Here is a 17,956-nt window from a genome sequence, read left to right as displayed (position 1 = left end):
GGGGTCGGGGGCGCCGACAGTACGGCAGGCGAGCAGGCCTGGGGCCGCGCCTGCGGCATGGTCGCCGCTGAGTTCCCAAGGCATCCCCACGGGCTCCGGTGAGGTGGTGCCGATACGGCGGCGGGTGCGTCTAGGGCCGTGTCTGGGGTGTGGCCGGCCGGCGAGATCCCGGGGCACCTACCGGCTCCGGTGAGAGTGGTGTGTACGGCTGTGAGACGAGGGCCGCCGACAGCACGGCGGGCGCGCCTGGGTCCGGGCCCGCAGCGTGGTCCACAGGTGAGGTCCGGGGCATACGCCAGTTCTGGTGAGCGGCGTTTGCGGCTGCGTCACGGAGGGGCTGTGACATCGGCTGCTGGCGACGCAGCGGCTGGTGCGACGGGGATGCGCCGACGCGCACCTGGGTCGTGCCCTCGGAGTGATCCGCCGGTGAGCCCCCGGGCACGCACCGGCTCAGGTGGGCGGCGCGTGTGGCTGTGAGACAGCGGGGCCGCCACAACGGCTGCTGCTGGGGCGGCGGTTGGCGGGACGGCGGAGCGGCAACCGCAGAAAGCCGGACGCGCGAACGGGGGTCCGAAGGCGGACACGCGAACCTGGCCCGCACCTGCGGCATGATCCGCCATTGAGTTCCCAGGGCGCACACCGGCGCCGGAGAGGGCCGCGCGTGCGGTTGTTGAGGTGGTGGCGCCGTGACATCCGACCGATGCGGCGGCGGATGGCGAGATGGGGAGTCGGTAGCCGCCAGCAGACACGGGAGCGACGGGCGTACCTGGATCCGCGCCCGCGGCGATCCGCCCCCCCGGCACGATCCGCCGTTGAGACCCAGGCCCGCACCGGTTCCGGCACAGCAAGGAGGCCGCGCCATTCCGCCGCGGTGGCCGGTCGCGGGACACGGCAGCCGGCCGCCGACCACAGCGCGCAAGACAAGCCCACCTGGACACGCCCCCGGCGCGATCCGCCCCTGAACCCCCGGAGGGAGTAGTACGGCGGTTCGAAAACGATCCACCGGCTGTTCATTGGCCCTTGCTGTGGCCTGCATCTCTCGCGTTTCCTCGGTACTGCAGCAACCCTCTTTCACCGAGTGAGGTCACCCCGTGTCCAGCACCCCCAGCTCCGCCCAGACTCCCGAGACCGGCACCGCGCGCGTGAAGCGCGGTATGGCCGAGCAGCTCAAGGGCGGTGTGATCATGGACGTGGTCAACGCCGAGCAGGCGAAGATCGCCGAGGACGCCGGTGCCGTCGCCGTCATGGCCCTGGAGCGGGTGCCCGCCGACATCCGCAAGGACGGCGGCGTGGCCCGGATGTCCGACCCGACGATGATCGAGGAGATCATCGAGGCGGTCTCCATCCCGGTCATGGCCAAGTCCCGCATCGGCCACTTCGTCGAGGCCCAGGTCCTGCAGTCCCTCGGCGTCGACTACATCGACGAGTCCGAGGTCCTCACCCCGGCCGACGAGGTCAACCACTCCGACAAGTGGGCCTTCACGACGCCCTTCGTCTGCGGTGCCACCAACCTCGGCGAGGCCCTGCGCCGCATCGCCGAGGGCGCCGCGATGATCCGCTCCAAGGGCGAGGCCGGCACCGGCAACGTCGTCGAGGCGGTCCGCCACCTGCGCCAGATCAAGAACGAGATCGCCAAGCTCCGCGGCTTCGACAACAACGAGCTGTACGCCGCCGCCAAGGAACTGCGCGCCCCGTACGAGATCGTCCGCGAGGTCGCCGAGCTGGGCAAGCTCCCGGTCGTGCTGTTCTCCGCCGGTGGCGTCGCCACCCCCGCCGACGCCGCGCTGATGCGCCAGCTCGGCGCCGAGGGCGTCTTCGTCGGCTCCGGCATCTTCAAGTCCGGCGACCCGGCCAAGCGCGCCGCCGCCATCGTGAAGGCGACCACCTTCTACGACGACCCCAAGATCATCGCGGACGCGTCCCGCAACCTCGGCGAGGCCATGGTCGGCATCAACTGCGACACCCTCCCCGAGACCGAGCGCTACGCCAACCGCGGCTGGTAGTCACGTAGATGAGCGACACAACCCCTGTCATAGGCGTCCTGGCCCTCCAGGGCGACGTACGGGAGCACCTGATCGCCCTGGCCGCGGCCGACGCCGTGGCCAGGCAGGTCAGGCGCCCCGAGGAACTCGCCGAGGTGGACGGTCTCGTCATCCCCGGGGGTGAGTCCACCACCATCTCCAAGCTGGCCGTCCTCTTCGGGGTGATGGACCCGCTGCGCGCACGCGTGCGTGTTGGTATGCCCGTCTACGGCACCTGCGCCGGCCTGATCATGCTCGCCGACAAGATCCTCGACCCGCGCTCGGGCCAGGAGACGGTCGGCGGCATCGACATGATCGTGCGCCGCAACGCCTTCGGACGTCAGAACGAGTCCTTCGAAGCGGCTGTCGACGTGAAGGGCGTCGAGGGCGATCCTGTAGAGGGCGTCTTCATCCGCGCCCCCTGGGTCGAGTCCGTCGGTGCCGAGACCGAGGTCCTCGCCGAACACGAGGGCCACATCGTCGCGGTCCGCCAGGGCAACGCGCTCGCCACGTCGTTCCACCCGGAACTGACCGGCGACCACCGCGTGCACTCGCTGTTCGTCGACATGGTGCGCGCGAACCTGGCTCCGGGGTCCTAGTAGGATCTCTGGGGTTCGTAAAGAGTTGGGTTACGCGAAGGAGACAGGCAGATGTCCGGCCACTCTAAATGGGCTACGACGAAGCACAAGAAGGCCGTGATCGACGCCAAGCGCGGCAAGCTCTTCGCGAAGATGATCAAGAACATCGAGGTCGCGGCCCGCACCGGTGGCGCCGATGTGTCCGGCAACCCGACGCTGTTCGACGCCATCCAGAAGGCCAAGAAGAGCTCGGTCCCGAACAAGAACATCGACTCCGCGGTCAAGCGCGGCGCCGGCCTCGAAGCCGGTGGCGCCGACTACGAGACGATCATGTACGAGGGTTACGGCCCCAACGGTGTCGCGGTGCTCATCGAGTGCCTGACCGACAACCGCAACCGCGCCGCCTCGGACGTCCGCGTCGCCATGACCCGCAACGGCGGGAACATGGCCGACCCCGGCTCCGTCTCGTACCTCTTCAACCGCAAGGGCGTCGTCATCGTCCCCAAGGGCGAGCTGGGTGAGGACGACGTCCTCGGTGCCGTGCTCGACGCCGGTGCCGAAGAGGTCAACGACCTGGGCGACACCTTCGAGGTCATCTCCGAGGCCACCGACCTGGTCGCGGTGCGCACCGCGCTCCAGGAGGCCGGTATCGACTACGACTCCGCCGACGCCAACTTCGTCCCGACCATGCAGGTCGAGCTCGACGAGGACGGCGCCCGCAAGATCTTCAAGCTGATCGACGCCCTGGAGGACAGCGACGACGTGCAGAACGTCTTCGCCAACTTCGACGTCAGCGACGAGGTCATGGAGAAGGTCGACGCGTAACACTGCCGCGAACCGGGCCGGGCAAGAGGCTCAACGGGCCGACGGGACACACCCGTCGGCCCGTCGCTTTGTCAGTGGGACCCGCTAGCCTGCACAAACAGGCGATCGAAGGGAGGGCTCGTGCGCGTACTCGGGGTGGACCCCGGACTGACCCGCTGCGGCGTCGGTGTCGTCGAGGGCGTCGCGGGCCGGCCGCTCACCATGGTCGGCGTCGGTGTCGTACGGACCCCCGCGGACGCCGAGTTGGGGCTGCGCCTCGTCGCCATCGAGCAGGGCATCGAGGCATGGCTGGACGAACACCGGCCCGAATTCGTCGCCGTGGAGCGGGTGTTCAGCCAGCACAACGTGCGCACGGTGATGGGCACCGCCCAGGCCAGCGCCGTAGCCATGCTGTGTGCCGCCCGGCGCGGCATCCCGGTCGCCCTGCACACCCCGAGCGAGGTCAAGGCCGCCGTCACCGGCAGCGGGCGCGCCGACAAGGCCCAGGTCGGCGCCATGGTGACCCGGCTGCTGCGGCTCGACGCGCCGCCCAAGCCCGCCGACGCGGCCGACGCCCTCGCCCTCGCGATCTGCCACATCTGGCGCGCCCCCGCGCAGAACCGCCTCCAACAGGCGGTCGCCCAGAACCGACTCCAGCAGGCCGTCGCCCTGCACGCGGCCAGGACTCCGAACGCATCGAAAGGCCGTACCGCATGATCGCCTTCGTCAGTGGCACGGTCGCCGCACTCGCTCCCGACGCGGCCGTGGTCGAGGTCGGCGGGGTCGGCATGGCCATCCAGTGCACGCCGAACACCCTGTCCACGCTCCGCCTCGGCAAGCCGGCCAAGCTCGCCACCTCCCTCGTCGTCCGCGAGGACTCGCTCACCCTGTACGGCTTCGTGGACGACGACGAACGCCAGATCTTCGAGCTCCTCCAGACCGCGACCGGTGTCGGCCCCCGGCTCGCACAGGCGATGCTCGCCGTGCACACGCCGGACGCCCTGCGCCGAGCCGTCGCCTCCGGGGACGAGAAGGCGCTGATGGCCGTCCCGGGCATCGGCAAGAAGGGCGCGCAGAAGCTGCTCCTCGAGTTCAAGGACCGGCTCGGCGCACCCGTGGGCACCGGCCCGGCGATCGGCGCCCCGGTCACCAGCGGCTGGCGCGACCAGCTGCACGCGGCCCTCATCGGCCTCGGGTACGCCACCCGCGAGGCCGACGAGGCCGTGGCCGCCGTAGCACCGCAGGCCGAGGCCGCCGAAGGGGCGCCGCAGGTGGGGCAGTTGCTCAAGGCCGCCCTGCAGACCCTGAACCGCGCCCGCTAGGAGACCTTTCAGTGAACTGGGACGACACGACCGACGAGACCGCCGCCGAGCGGCTGGTGGGCTCGGTCGCCGACCGCGAGGACCAGGCCGTCGAGGCCGCCCTGCGCCCCAAGGACCTGGGCGAGTTCATCGGCCAGGAGAAGGTCCGCGAGCAGCTCGACCTGGTGCTGCGGGCCGCACGCGCGCGTGGCGCTACCGCCGACCACGTGCTGCTCTCCGGTGCCCCCGGCCTCGGCAAGACCACCCTGTCGATGATCATCGCGGCCGAGATGGGCGCCCCCATCCGCATCACCAGCGGCCCCGCCATCCAGCACGCCGGCGACCTCGCCGCGATCCTCTCCTCCCTCCAGGAGGGCGAGGTCCTCTTCCTCGACGAGATCCACCGCATGTCACGGCCCGCCGAAGAGATGCTCTACATGGCGATGGAGGACTTCCGCGTCGACGTCATCGTCGGCAAGGGCCCCGGCGCCACCGCGATCCCGCTCGAACTCCCGCCGTTCACCCTGGTCGGCGCGACCACGCGCGCGGGACTGCTGCCGCCCCCGCTGCGCGACCGCTTCGGCTTCACCGCGCACATGGAGTTCTACGAACCCACCGAGCTGGAGCGCGTCATCCACCGCTCGGCCAACCTCCTCGACGTGGAGATCGACCCCGCCGGCGCCGCCGAGATCGCCGGCCGCTCCCGCGGCACCCCCCGTATCGCCAACCGGCTGCTGCGCCGGGTCCGGGACTACGCGCAGGTCAAGGCCGACGGCTTCATCACCCGGGACATCGCCGGGGCGGCCCTCAAGGTCTACGAGGTCGACGACCGCGGCCTCGACCGGCTCGACCGCGGTGTCCTCGAAGCCCTGCTCAAGCTGTTCGGCGGCGGCCCGGTCGGCCTGTCCACGCTCGCCGTCGCCGTGGGGGAGGAGCGTGAGACCGTCGAAGAGGTCGCCGAACCCTTCCTCGTACGGGAGGGTCTGCTGGCCCGCACCCCGCGCGGACGCGTCGCCACCCCCGCCGCGTGGGCGCATCTCGGCCTCACCCCGCCCCGCTCGTCAACCGGGGGAAACGGACAAGGGGACCTGTTCGGGGCGTGACGGCGGGGGCACTGGCCGGGTCAGGAACCCCGGTGCCATGCTGAGCGTTGTTCCATCAGCGTGGACTCGCTTAGACTCCGCCGATGCCGCCTTTGTGGGCGGCGCCGACCACCCCCATCCACCAGGCCGCTCACCGCCGCGGTCGTGCGAAGGAAATTCCGTCCCGTGAATATCGTGACCCTCCTCCCGTTCATCGTGCTCATCGGGGCCATGTTCCTGATGACCCGCTCTGCCAAGCGCAAGCAGCAGGCGGCCGCGTCGATGCGTAATGACATGCAGCCCGGCACCGGCGTCCGCACGATCGGGGGCGTGTACGCGACGGTCAAGGAGGTCAACGAGGAGACGGTCCTTCTCGACGCCGGCCCGGGCGTCGAGCTTCTCTTCGCGAAGAACGCGATCGGCGCCGTCCTCACCGACGACGAGTACAACCGCATCGTCCACGGCGTCGAGCACGACCTGAAGGACGACGCCGACATCGTCCCGGACGACGCCTCCTCCCTCACCGAGACCGACGAGCCCGCCGCCGACTCTTCCGACGACAAGCCCATCGACCTCGGCAAGAAGGACGCGGCCGACGAGCCGGCCGACGCCACCGAGGAGCCGGCTGAGGCCGCCGAGGCCAAGACGGACGAAGAGCCGAAGAAGACCGACGGCGACTCCGACGCGAAGTAGTTCACGTCCTGGGAGCGCGGCGCGACCCGCTCGCGCCCCGCGCACCCCGGGTACGTGCGTCGCTCGCACGGGATCCCGACACCATGTCATGGCCGCAGCCGCGCTGACCCGGCGTGGAGCGGCCCGAGAGGGAGTACGAGAAGGTGGCAGCACCTAAGAGGGGCCGTAGCGCGAGCGCCCAGAGCAAGCCAGGGCGCTCGCTGGCCCTCATCCTGATCGCCATCGTGGCGCTCACCGGTGGCATGTTCGCATCCGGGCACAACACTCCGCGTCTCGGCATCGACCTGGCCGGCGGCACGAGCATCACCCTGCGGGCAGTGGCCCAGCCCGGCGAGGCATCGTCGATCAACAAGACCAACATGGACACCGCGGTCGACATCATGAACCGCCGTGTCAACGGTCTTGGTGTGTCGGAGGCCGAGGTCCAGACCCAGGGCGACAAGAACATCATCGTCAACATCCCCAAGGGCACGAACTCGGAGGAGGCGCGGCAGCAGGTCGGTACGACCGCCAAGCTGTACTTCCGCCCGGTCCTGGCCACGGAGGCCTCCGTGGGCGCCGCGACGGCGACCCCGTCGCCGAGCACGTCCAGCAGCGCCTCCAGCAGCCCGTCGAGCTCGGCCAGTCCCAAGACGACCGCCTCGTCGTCCAAGACCGGCTCCGCGACCCCGTCGGCCTCCTCCACCTCGCAGGGCCGTGCCGCCAGCGACGCGCTGAAGGCCGACGCCAGCTCGTCCGCGAGCCCCAGCGCCTCGACCTCCGCGAGCGCCACCCCGGAGGCGACCAGCAGCGCCGCCGCCAGCGCGGCGGCCGCCAAGCTGGAGGCCCAGTACACCGCGCTCGACTGCTCCAAGAAGTCGGTCCAGAACACCGCGGGCAAGAACGCCAAGGCAGAGGACGCGACCGTGGCCTGCGGCCAGGTCTCGGGCGTCTGGTACAAGTACGTGCTCGGCCCCGCCGCCGTGGACGGCACCGACGTCAAGAAGGCCGCGGCCGTCCTGAACACCACGACCGCCGCCGGCTGGCAGGTCACCATGGACTTCACCGGCAAGGGCGGCGACAAGTTCGCCAAGGTCACCGGTGAACTGGCGAAGAACACCGCCCCGCAGAACGAGTTCGGCATCGTCCTCGACGGCCAGGTCGTCTCCAGCCCCTCCGTCAGCTCGTCGATCACCGGCGGCAGCGCGGAGATCTCCGGCAGCTTCACCCAGGAAGAGGCCCAGAGCCTCGCCAACATGCTGTCGTACGGCGCCCTGCCGCTGACCTTCAAGACGGACAGCGTCACCACCGTGACCGCGGCGCTCGGCGGTGAGCAGCTGCACGCCGGTCTGATCGCGGGCGCGATCGGCCTCGCGCTGGTCGTCATCTACCTGCTGATCTTCTACCGCGGCCTCTCGGTCATCGCGATCCCCTCGCTGCTGGTCTCCGCGATCCTCACCTACGTGATCATGGCGCTGCTCGGCCCGGGCATCGGCTTCGCGCTGAACCTGCCGGCCGTCTGTGGCGCGATCGTCGCGATCGGTATCACCGCGGACTCGTTCATCGTGTTCTTCGAACGCATCCGGGACGAGATCCGCGAGGGCCGCTCGCTGCGCCCCGCCGTCGAGCGGGCCTGGCCGCGCGCCCGGCGCACCATCCTGGTCTCCGACTTCGTGTCCTTCCTCGCCGCCGCGGTGCTGTTCATCGTCACCGTCGGCAAGGTCCAGGGCTTCGCGTTCACGCTCGGGCTGACCACCGTGCTCGACGTCGTCGTGGTCTTCCTCTTCACCAAGCCGCTGATGACGATCCTCGCCCGCCGGAAGTTCTTCGCGAACGGCCACAAGCTCTCCGGCCTCGACCCGAAGGCACTCGGCGCCAAGGCGCCCCTGCGCCGCACCCGCCGTCCCTCCGCCCCCGTCGACCCGAAGGAGGCGTGAGATGTCGAAGCTCGGCAACCTCGGCGCCCGACTGCACCGTGGCGAGGTCGGGTACGACTTCGTCGGCAATCGCAAGATCTGGTACGGCATCTCGATCCTGATCACCATCACGGCCATCCTCGGCCTGACGGTGCGCGGCCTGAACATGGGCATCGAGTTCCAGGGCGGCGCCGCCTTCACCACGCCCAAGGGCATGAGCGCGTCGGTGAGCCAGGCGGAGAAGTACGCCGAGGACGCCTCCGGGCACGACGCGGTCGTCCAGAAGCTCGGTGACGGCAGCCTGCGCATCCAGATCGCCGGCATCGACACGGACAAGTCCGACAGCATCAAGCAGCAGCTGTCGAAGGACCTGAACGTCGACTCCGAGAGCATCGCCGCGGACCTGGTCGGCCCCAGCTGGGGTGACCAGATCGCCAACAAGGCCTGGGAGGGCCTGGCGATCTTCATGGTGCTGGTCGTGATCTACCTGGCGATCGCCTTCGAGTGGCGGATGGCCCTGGCCGCGCTCGTCGCCCTGATCCACGACATCACCATCACGATCGGCATCTACGCCCTCGTCGGCTTCGAGGTCACGCCCGGCACGGTGATCGGTCTGCTGACGATCCTCGGTTACTCGCTCTACGACACGGTCGTCGTCTTCGACAGCCTCAAGGAGCAGACCAAGGACATCACCAAGCAGACCCGCTGGACCTACAGCGACATCGCCAACCGGTCGATCAACGGCACGCTGGTGCGGTCCATCAACACCACGGTCGTCGCGCTGCTGCCGGTCGCGGCCCTGCTGTTCATCGGTGGCGGTTTCCTCGGCGCGGGTGTCCTCAACGACATCTCGCTGTCGCTGTTCGTCGGCCTCGCGGCCGGTGCGTACTCCTCGATCTTCATCGCCACGCCGCTCGTCGCCGACCTCAAGGAGGCCGAGCCGCAGATGAAGGCGCTCAAGAAGCGCGTCCTCGCCAAGCGCGCCCAGGCCGCCGCGCAGGGTGAGCCGGTCCAGCCCGAGGTCAGCGACCACTCGGACGACGACTACGACGACGAGCACGAGGACGCGGCGGCGGTCGTGGGCCCGCGTACGCAGCCCGCGTCGCGCAACCGCGGCCGTGGCCGTCCCTCGGGGAAGCGCCGATGACGGACATCCAGGAGCTGCTGCTCAGCCGTATCCGCGATGTGGCCGACTACCCGGAGCCGGGCGTGATGTTCAAGGACATCACCCCGCTCCTGGCGGACCCGGCCGCGTTCACGGCGCTCACGGACGCGCTCGCCGAGATCGTCGTGAGCACCGGTGCGACGAAGGTCGTGGGCCTGGAGGCGCGCGGCTTCATCCTCGGCGCCCCGGTGGCCGTCCGCGCGGGCGTCGGCTTCATCCCCGTACGAAAGGCGGGCAAGCTCCCCGGAGCGACCCTCAGCCAGGCGTACGACCTGGAGTACGGCTCCGCCGAGATCGAGGTGCACGCCGAGGACCTGAGCGCCGGTGACCGTGTCCTGGTCGTCGACGACGTCCTGGCCACGGGCGGCACCGCCGAGGCCTCCCTCCAGCTGATCCGCAGGGCGGGCGCCGAGATCGCGGGCGTAGCGGTCCTCATGGAACTGGGCTTCCTCGCAGGCCGAGCCCGCCTGGAACCGGCCCTGGACGGCGCCCCACTGCAAGCGCTCCTGGTGGTCTGAAGCCGACACCAGATCCTGCTGCGAATCGAGAACGGCCGCCCTGGTATCAACGGGGCGGCCGTTTCCGCACCAGCCGTGGGCGCGGGGTTGCCTCAACGTGCGGCTCCGCCGCGCGGGCCCGATGAGCCGCGATGGCGCTGCGGTTGGAGGGGCGCCCTCGGCGGGGTTGCATTCATGCGCGGCTCCGCCGCGTGGGCCCGACGACTCGTGACGGCGTCGCGTTCGGACAGTTGCCTCAGACGCTCCGCTGTCCGCCCCTGAACACCCCCGAGCCAGGGGTGGGACGGGCCATGACGGTGCTGCCTGCGGTCGGCCGGGTGCCTCTGGCTCGCCGTCGCTCGTCCTGAACACTCTCGCGTCAGGAGCGCGAGGCTGTAGTCATGCGCAGCTCTGGCCGCGTCCGCGCGACGAGCCATGACGGCGCTACGGTCCGCCGGGTGCCTCCGCCCCCGCCGCCCGAGTTGGAAGCACGGGGTGTATTTATGCGCGATCTTGCCGCGTGGGCGCGACGTCCTGTGAAGGTGTCGCGTTGGGACAAGTGCCTCAGGCTCCCCGTCGCCCACTCCCACCCCCCGGCGTCAGGAGCGCGAACCTGTATCAAGGCGCAGCTTCGCCGCGTGGGCTCGATGAGCGATGACGGCACTGCGGTCGGCCGGGTGTCTCTTCCCCGTCGCCCCCCACAAACACCCCCGCCGGACACCCTCAAGGCGCCCTCACGTCATCTCCGGAATGCCGGTGCCCGCCTCTCGTGTTTCACCGGTAGACGGCCCTCACATCGGCCTGAAGGCGATCCCCGAGCCCAGGATCGCTACCATGGGCACTCCGGAGCCTGACCGGGGGACCCGGATCGCGCACGAGGAGTCCTCTTGGCAGACGAGGCCCAGCCCCTGACCGCCGCCAAGCCCGAGCCCACTGGGCCCGGGCCCCGCGGCGGAGCCCGCGCCCAGTGCGACGAACGCGCAGAGCGAACCGAGCGGGACGGCGGAGCACGCCCAGACGGCGCCCGCCGACAAGGCGGCCGAGCCCGCGCGCCCCAAGCCGGACCAGCCCGAGCGCCCCGCAGCCCGGCCCGCGGCCGGTCAGCCCGCGCGTACCGGCAGCGGCTCCTCCAACCGTGTCCGGGCCCGCCTGGCCCGCCTCGGCGTGCAGCGCTCGAACCCGTACAACCCGGTCCTGGAGCCCCTGCTGCGGATAGTGCGCAGCAACGACCCGAAGATCGAGACGGCCACCCTCCGCCAGGTCGAGAGCGCCTATCAGGTCGCCGAGCGCTGGCACCGCGGCCAGAAGCGCAAGAGCGGCGACCCGTACATCACGCACCCGCTGGCCGTGACGACGATCCTGGCCGAGCTGGGCATGGATCCGGCGACCCTCATGGCCGGCCTGCTGCACGACACCGTCGAGGACACCGAGTACGGCCTCGACCAGCTCCGCCGCGACTTCGGTGACTCCGTCGCCCTGCTCGTCGACGGCGTCACCAAGCTCGACAAGGTCAAGTTCGGCGAGGCCGCGCAGGCCGAGACCGTGCGCAAGATGGTCGTAGCGATGGCCAAGGACCCGCGCGTCCTGGTCATCAAGCTCGCCGACCGCCTGCACAACATGCGCACCATGCGCTACCTCAAGCGCGAGAAGCAGGAGAAGAAGGCGCGCGAGACCCTCGAGATCTACGCGCCGCTCGCCCACCGCCTCGGCATGAACACCATCAAGTGGGAACTGGAGGACCTCGCCTTCGCGATCCTCTACCCCAAGATGTACGACGAGATCGTCCGGCTGGTGGCCGAGCGGGCACCGAAGCGTGACGAATACCTGGCCATAGTGACCGACGAGGTCCAGACCGACCTGCGCGCCGCCCGTATCAAGGCCACCGTCACCGGCCGCCCGAAGCACTACTACAGCGTCTACCAGAAGATGATCGTCCGCGGTCGCGACTTCGCGGAGATCTACGACCTGGTGGGCATCCGCGTCCTCGTGGACACCGTCCGCGACTGCTACGCGGCCCTCGGCACCGTGCACGCGCGATGGAACCCGGTCCCCGGCCGGTTCAAGGACTACATCGCGATGCCCAAGTTCAACATGTACCAGTCGCTGCACACGACGGTGATCGGCCCCAACGGCAAGCCCGTCGAGCTCCAGATCCGCACCTTCGACATGCACCGCCGCGCCGAGTACGGCATCGCCGCGCACTGGAAGTACAAGCAGGAGGCCGTCGCCGGCACCTCCAAGGTGCGCGCGGAGACGCCCCGGACCACCGGCAAGGACGACCACCTCAACGACATGGCGTGGCTGCGCCAGTTGCTCGACTGGCAGAAGGAGACCGAGGACCCGGGCGAGTTCCTGGAGTCCCTGCGCTTCGACCTGTCCCGCAACGAGGTCTTCGTCTTCACGCCGAAGGGCGACGTGATAGCGCTGCCGGCGGGCGCCACCCCGGTGGACTTCTCGTACGCGGTGCACACCGAGGTCGGCCACCGGACCATAGGAGCACGGGTCAACGGCCGGCTCGTACCGCTCGAATCCACCCTGGACAACGGCGACTTGGTGGAGGTCTTCACCTCCAAGGCACCCGGCGCGGGCCCCTCCCGCGACTGGCTCGGGTTCGTCAAGTCGCCGCGCGCCCGCAACAAGATCAGAGCCTGGTTCTCCAAGGAGCGCCGCGACGAGGCGATCGAGCAGGGCAAGGACGCCATCGCCCGCGCGATGCGCAAACAGAACCTGCCGATCCAGCGCATCCTCACCGGCGACTCCCTCGTCACGCTCGCGCACGAGATGCGCTACCCGGACATCTCCTCGCTGTACGCGGCGATCGGCGAGGGCCATGTCGCAGCGCAGAACGTCGTACAGAAGCTGGTGCAGGCGCTCGGCGGCGAGGAGGCGGCCACCGAGGAGATCGACGAGAGCGTGCCGCCGACGCACGGCCGCGGGCGCAAGCGTCGGTCGAACGCCGACCCCGGTGTCGTCGTCAAGGGCGTCGAGGACGTGTGGGTCAAACTGGCCCGCTGTTGTACGCCCGTCCCCGGCGACCCCATCATCGGTTTCGTCACCCGGGGTAGCGGCGTATCGGTTCACCGCAGCGACTGCGTCAACGTGGAGTCACTGTCCCGCGAACCCGAGCGGATCCTGGAAGTCGAGTGGGCGCCCACCCAGTCCTCGGTCTTCCTGGTCGCCATACAGGTGGAGGCGCTGGACCGCTCCCGGCTCCTCTCGGACGTCACGCGCGTGCTGTCCGACCAGCACGTCAACATCCTCTCCGCGGCCGTCCAGACCTCCCGCGACCGCGTCGCCACCTCCCGCTTCACCTTCGAGATGGGCGATCCCAAGCACCTGGGCCACGTCCTGAAGGCGGTCAGGGGAGTGGAGGGCGTCTACGACGTCTACCGCGTGACGTCGGCGCGCAACAAGTCGTAGGACACACACGAAGGGGCTCTCGTACGGTGACGTACGAGAGCCCCTTCGTCGTGCTGCCTGCGCGCGGTCAGCCGCCGAACTCCTGGAGGCCCTTCAGCGCCTGCTCCAGCAGGGCCTGGCGGCCCTCCAGCTCGCGCTGGAGCTTGTCGGCGCGGGAGGTGTTGCCCTGGGCGCGGGCCTGCTCGATCTGGCCCGTGAGCTTGTCCACGGCGGCCTGGAGCTGGCCGGTCAGACCCTCGGCACGCGCGCGTGCCTCCGGGTTCGTCCGGCGCCACTCGGTCTCCTCGGACTCCTGGAGGGCCCGCTCGATCGTGTGCATCCGGCCCTCGACCTTGGGGCGGGCGTCCCGCGGCACATGGCCGATGGCCTCCCAGCGCTCGTTGATCGAGCGGAAGGCCGCGCGGGCCGCCTTCAGGTCTGTGACCGGCAGGAGCTTCTCGGCCTCCTCGGCCAGCTCCTCCTTGAGCTTCAGGTTCTCCGTCTGCTCGGCGTCCCGCTCGGCGAAGACCGAACTGCGGGCGGCGAAGAAGACGTCCTGGGCACCGCGGAAGCGGTTCCACAGATCGTCCTCGTGCTCGCGCTGGGCGCGGCCCGCCGCCTTCCAGTCGTTCATCAGCTCGCGGTAGCGCGCGGCCGTGGGACCCCAGTCCGTCGAGGCCGACAGCCCCTCGGCCTCGGCGACCAGCTTCTCCTTGGTCTTGCGGGCCTCCTCGCGCTGCGCGTCCAGCGACGCGAAGTGCGCCTTGCGGCGCTTGGAGAAGGCCGACCGGGCGTGCGAGAAGCGATGCCACAGCTCGTCGTCCGACTTGCGGTCCAGGCGCGGCAGACCCTTCCAGGTGTCCACCAGCGCGCGCAGCCGCTCACCGGCCGCCCGCCACTGGTCGGACTGCGCCAGCTCCTCCGCCTCGACGACCAGCGCCTCCTTGGCGTGCCGGGCCTCGTCGGACTGCTTGGCGCGCTGCTGCTTGCGCTCCTCGCGGCGCGCCTCGACGGTCTCCACGAGCTTGTCCAGCCGGACCCCGAGCGAGGCCAGGTCGCCCACCGCGTGGTGGGCGTCGACCTGCTCACGGAGATGGTCGACGGCGGCCTGCGCGTCCTTCGCCGACAGGTCGGTGGTCTTCACGCGCTTCTCGAGGAGGCCGATCTCGACAACCAGGCCTTCGTACTTGCGCTCGAAGTAGGCCAGCGCCTCCTCGGGGGAGCCGGCCTGCCAGGAACCGACGACCTGCTCGCCGTCGGCCGTACGCACGTACACGGTGCCCGTCTCGTCGACGCGGCCCCACGGGTCGCTGCTCACAGCGCCTCCTCCACATGATGCCTGCACAGGGCCTCTGTGCCCCCGGGCATCGTCCACAGTTTCGTCACGGCCAACATAGGCGACCGGCGGGTTGCCTGTCCGCATCCCGCGCGACCGAAATTTCGCTGTTGACGGTCAGGATTTCGTGACCGTCGCCTTGTTGATCACGACCGTCGCGTTCGGTGCTCCGTCGCCCGCGCCCGTGCTCTCACCGGCCGCCGCGATCTTGTTCAGGACCTTCATCCCGGAGGCCGAGATGGTACCGAACGGGGTGTAGCTGGCCGGAAGCGTACTGTCCTTGTAGACGAGGAAGAACTGGCTGCCGCCGGTGTGCTTCTGACCGGTGTTGGCCATCGCGATCGTGCCCGCCGGGTAGATCCCGCCCTTGAGGCTGGTGTCCTTCAGGTTCTCGTCCGGGATGGTGTAGCCGGGACCGCCGCTGCCCGCGCCCGTCGGGTCACCGCACTGGAGCACGTAGATGCCGCTGGTGGTGAGCCGGTGGCACTTCGTGTGGTCGAAGTAGCCCTTGGCGGCGAGGAAGTCGAAGGAGTTCACCGTGTGCGGCGCGGCCTTCGTCTTCAGCGCGATGTCGATGTCGCCGCAGGTCGTCGCCAGCTTCATCGTGTACTTGGCCGACGTGTCGATCGTCATCGCCGGCTCTTTCTTCCAGGTCTCCGTCTTGATCTTGCCCGCGGCCGGCTTCGCGCACGGGTCCGGCGCCTTGCTCGTCGCCGAGGCGCTGGGCGTCACGTCCGCGCTCGCGTTCGACTTGTCGTCGTCGTTCTTCAGGACGCCGGTCGTGTAGAGCGCCACACTGCCGATCACGATCACGCCGAGCACCGACGCGATCACCGAGTTGCGCATACGCGCCTTGCGTCGAGCGGACGTACGCCGCTGCTGCTGCCGCAAGAACTTCTCCCGCGCGAGCTGCCGCTTCCGCTGTTCCTGGGTGACCACCGGATTCTCTCCTCATGCGTCTCGTACGTCGACTGGGACGCGTGCGTCTTGTGAGCCGACCGCCTGCGTGTGCCCCGTACCGTATATGGGTTCGCTGAGGATTCGGCAGCGCCGGTAGGCTCTGACCACTGACGCAGGGATCCTTATCCCCACCCGTATCGACACAACGAAGGACGATCGTGCTCATTGCCGGGTTCCCCGCCGGGGCCTGGGGGACGAACTGTTATCTCGTCGCCCCCGCCGCCGGTGAGGAGTGCGTGATCATCGACCCGGGCCATCAGGCCGCCCAGGGAGTCGAGGAAGCGCTCAGGAAGCATCGGCTCAAGCCCGTCGCGGTCGTCCTCACCCATGGCCACATCGACCATGTGGCCTCGGTCGTCCCGGTGTGCGGCGCGCACGACGTGCCGGCCTGGATCCACCCCGAGGACCGCTTCATGATGAGCGACCCCGAGAAGGCGCTCGGCCGCTCGATCGGGATGCCGCTGATGGGCGAGCTGACCGTGGGGGAGCCCGACGAGGTCAGGGAACTGACCGACGGCGCACGGCTGGAGCTGGCGGGACTGGAGTTCTCGGTCGCGCACGCGCCGGGCCATACGAAGGGGTCGGTGACCTTCCGGATGCCCGAGAACACGGAGATCCCCTCCGTGTTCTTCTCCGGGGATCTGCTCTTCGCCGGCTCCATCGGACGCACCGACCTGCCCGGCGGCTCCCACGCCGAGATCCTCGAGTCGCTGGCCCGTGTGTGCCTGCCGCTCGACGACTCGACCGTGGTGCTGTCCGGCCACGGCCCCCAGACGACCATCGGCCAGGAGCGCGCCACCAACCCGTATCTGCGGGAGGTGGCCTCCGGCCAGGGAGCCCACATGAAGGCTCCCCGACGAGGAATGTGACGAGAACTTCCGTGAGCACCTTTCAGGCCCCCAAGGGCACGTACGACCTGATTCCGCCGGAGTCGGCCAAGTACCTCGCCGTGCGCGAGGCGATCGCCGCTCCGCTGCGCAACTCCGGCTACGGCTACATCGAGACGCCCGGCTTCGAGAACGTCGAGCTGTTCGCGCGCGGTGTCGGTGAGTCCACCGACATCGTGACCAAGGAGATGTACGCCTTCGAGACCAAGGGCGGCTCCAAGCTCGCCCTGCGCCCCGAGGGCACGGCCTCCGTACTGCGCGCGGCACTTGAGGCCAACCTGCACAAGCTCGGCAACCTCCCGGTCAAGCTCTGGTACTCGGGCTCCTACTACCGCTACGAGCGCCCCCAGAAGGGCCGTTACCGCCACTTCTCCCAGGTCGGCGCCGAGGCGATCGGTGCCGAAGACCCGGCGCTGGACGCCGAGTTGATCATCCTCGCGGACCAGGCGTACCGCTCCCTGGGCCTGCGTGACTTCCGCATCCTCCTCAACAGCCTGGGCGACAAGGAGTGCCGTCCGGTGTACCGGGCCGCGCTCCAGGACTTCCTCCGTGGCCTGGACCTCGACGAGGAGACGCTCCGCCGCGCGGACATCAACCCGCTCCGGGTCCTCGACGACAAACGCCCGGACGTCCAGAAGCAGTTGACGGACGCGCCGCTGCTCCGCGACTACCTGTGCGACGCGTGCAAGGCGTACCACGAGGAGGTCCGTGAGCTCATCACGGCGGCCGGCGTCGCCTTCGAGGACGACCCGAAGCTGGTCCGCGGCCTCGACTACTACACCCGCACCACCTTCGAGTTCGTCCACGACGGACTGGGCTCCCAGTCCGCGGTGGGCGGCGGCGGTCGCTACGACGGCCTCTCCGAGATGATCGGCGGTCCCGCGCTGCCCTCCGTGGGCTGGGCGTTGGGCGTCGACCGCACGGTCCTCGCCCTGGAGGCGGAGGGTGTCGAACTCGAACTCCCCGCGTCCACCAGCGTGTTCGCCGTCCCGCTCGGCGAGGAGGCCCGCCGGGTCCTCTTCACCAAGGTGACCGAACTCCGCAAGCTGGGCATCGCGGCGGACTTCTCCTACGGCTCCAAGGGCCTCAAGGGCGCGATGAAGAGCGCCAACCGCAGTGGTGCTCGCTACACGATCGTCGCGGGCGAACGTGACCTCGCCGAGGGGGTCGTGCAGCTCAAGGACATGCAGTCCGGGGAGCAGACGGCGGTCGGGGTGAACGAGATCGTGGCGGAACTGGAGTCGAAACTGGGCTGAGGCGGGGATTTCTTCGCCCCCGCCGCCCCTACCCGTCCCGTCCCTGGGGGCTGCCGCCCCCAGNAGGGGCGGCGGGGGCGAG

14 protein-coding genes and 1 pseudogene are annotated in these 17,956 nt (G+C 69.8%); 13 read left to right on the top strand and 2 right to left on the bottom strand.

Annotated features, from left to right (window positions below; all coding sequences use genetic code 11):
- Positions 1–1,091: 1,091 nt before the first annotated feature.
- From pdxS to JHN63_RS30015, 11 genes and pseudogenes are all read left to right on the top strand, one after another.
- Positions 1,092–2,003 (top strand): pyridoxal 5'-phosphate synthase lyase subunit PdxS, encoded by a 912-nt coding sequence (gene pdxS / locus JHN63_RS30065; protein ID WP_200686525.1) that lies wholly within the window; start codon positions 1,092–1,094, stop codon positions 2,001–2,003.
- An 8-nt stretch (positions 2,004–2,011) separates the two neighbouring features.
- Entirely contained in the window at positions 2,012–2,620 is a 609-nt protein-coding gene (gene pdxT, locus JHN63_RS30060) for a pyridoxal 5'-phosphate synthase glutaminase subunit PdxT (protein ID WP_200686523.1), read from the top strand.
- Between the two features lie 51 nt (positions 2,621–2,671).
- Entirely contained in the window at positions 2,672–3,424 is a 753-nt protein-coding gene (locus JHN63_RS30055) for a YebC/PmpR family DNA-binding transcriptional regulator (protein WP_200686521.1), read from the top strand.
- 120 nt (positions 3,425–3,544) lie between these two features.
- Positions 3,545–4,120 carry a crossover junction endodeoxyribonuclease RuvC gene (gene ruvC, locus JHN63_RS30050; protein WP_200686519.1) on the top strand — a complete coding sequence of 192 codons (576 nt, stop codon included), beginning with the start codon at positions 3,545–3,547 and terminating at the stop codon, positions 4,118–4,120.
- Positions 4,117–4,725, top strand: coding sequence for a Holliday junction branch migration protein RuvA (gene ruvA / locus JHN63_RS30045; protein ID WP_200686517.1), 609 nt, complete (start codon positions 4,117–4,119; stop codon positions 4,723–4,725). Before ruvC ends, ruvA begins: the two co-directional genes overlap by 4 nt.
- 11 nt (positions 4,726–4,736) lie before the next feature.
- Positions 4,737–5,807: a Holliday junction branch migration DNA helicase RuvB gene (gene ruvB, locus JHN63_RS30040; RefSeq protein WP_200686515.1), complete on the top strand. Its 1,071-nt coding sequence runs from the start codon at positions 4,737–4,739 to the stop codon at positions 5,805–5,807.
- 165 nt (positions 5,808–5,972) lie between these two features.
- Positions 5,973–6,479 carry a preprotein translocase subunit YajC gene (gene yajC / locus JHN63_RS30035; RefSeq protein WP_043684001.1) on the top strand — a complete coding sequence of 169 codons (507 nt, stop codon included), beginning with the start codon at positions 5,973–5,975 and terminating at the stop codon, positions 6,477–6,479.
- A 143-nt stretch (positions 6,480–6,622) separates the two neighbouring features.
- Positions 6,623–8,395, top strand: a complete 1,773-nt coding sequence (gene secD, locus JHN63_RS30030; protein WP_200686513.1) for a protein translocase subunit SecD — start codon at positions 6,623–6,625, stop codon at positions 8,393–8,395.
- Position 8,396: 1 nt separating this feature from the next.
- Positions 8,397–9,521: a protein translocase subunit SecF gene (gene secF / locus JHN63_RS30025; protein WP_200686512.1), complete on the top strand. Its 1,125-nt coding sequence runs from the start codon at positions 8,397–8,399 to the stop codon at positions 9,519–9,521.
- Positions 9,518–10,057: an adenine phosphoribosyltransferase gene (locus JHN63_RS30020; RefSeq protein WP_200686510.1), complete on the top strand. Its 540-nt coding sequence runs from the start codon at positions 9,518–9,520 to the stop codon at positions 10,055–10,057. The genes secF and JHN63_RS30020 overlap by 4 nt, the downstream gene beginning before the upstream one ends.
- Positions 10,058–10,923: 866 nt before the next feature.
- A pseudogene (locus JHN63_RS30015) lies at positions 10,924–13,456 on the top strand (RelA/SpoT family protein).
- A gap of 67 nt (positions 13,457–13,523) precedes the next feature.
- On the opposite strand, the gene JHN63_RS30010 reads toward JHN63_RS30015, so the two are convergent.
- Both JHN63_RS30010 and JHN63_RS30005 read right to left on the bottom strand, forming a co-directional pair.
- Positions 13,524–14,753 carry a DUF349 domain-containing protein gene (locus JHN63_RS30010; protein ID WP_200686508.1) on the bottom strand — a complete coding sequence of 410 codons (1,230 nt, stop codon included), beginning with the start codon at positions 14,751–14,753 and terminating at the stop codon, positions 13,524–13,526.
- 135 nt (positions 14,754–14,888) lie between these two features.
- Positions 14,889–15,710, bottom strand: coding sequence for a peptidylprolyl isomerase (locus JHN63_RS30005; RefSeq protein WP_200686506.1), 822 nt, complete (start codon positions 15,708–15,710; stop codon positions 14,889–14,891).
- A gap of 179 nt (positions 15,711–15,889) precedes the next feature.
- Here JHN63_RS30005 and JHN63_RS30000 point away from each other — a divergent pair, with 179 nt between their 5' ends.
- Complete coding sequence (locus JHN63_RS30000; protein WP_200686504.1) at positions 15,890–16,600, top strand: MBL fold metallo-hydrolase; 711 nt, start codon at positions 15,890–15,892, stop codon at positions 16,598–16,600.
- Between the two features lie 11 nt (positions 16,601–16,611).
- Positions 16,612–17,874 carry a histidine--tRNA ligase gene (hisS, locus tag JHN63_RS29995; RefSeq protein WP_200686502.1) on the top strand — a complete coding sequence of 421 codons (1,263 nt, stop codon included), beginning with the start codon at positions 16,612–16,614 and terminating at the stop codon, positions 17,872–17,874.
- The last annotated feature ends 82 nt before the right edge of the window (positions 17,875–17,956 follow it).

This window comes from Streptomyces sp. MBT65 (assembly GCF_016612545.1).
GTDB lineage: Bacteria > Actinomycetota > Actinomycetes > Streptomycetales > Streptomycetaceae > Streptomyces.
The sequence above is the reverse complement of the archived record's forward strand: the minus strand, read 5'-3'. Positions and strand labels throughout refer to the sequence as shown.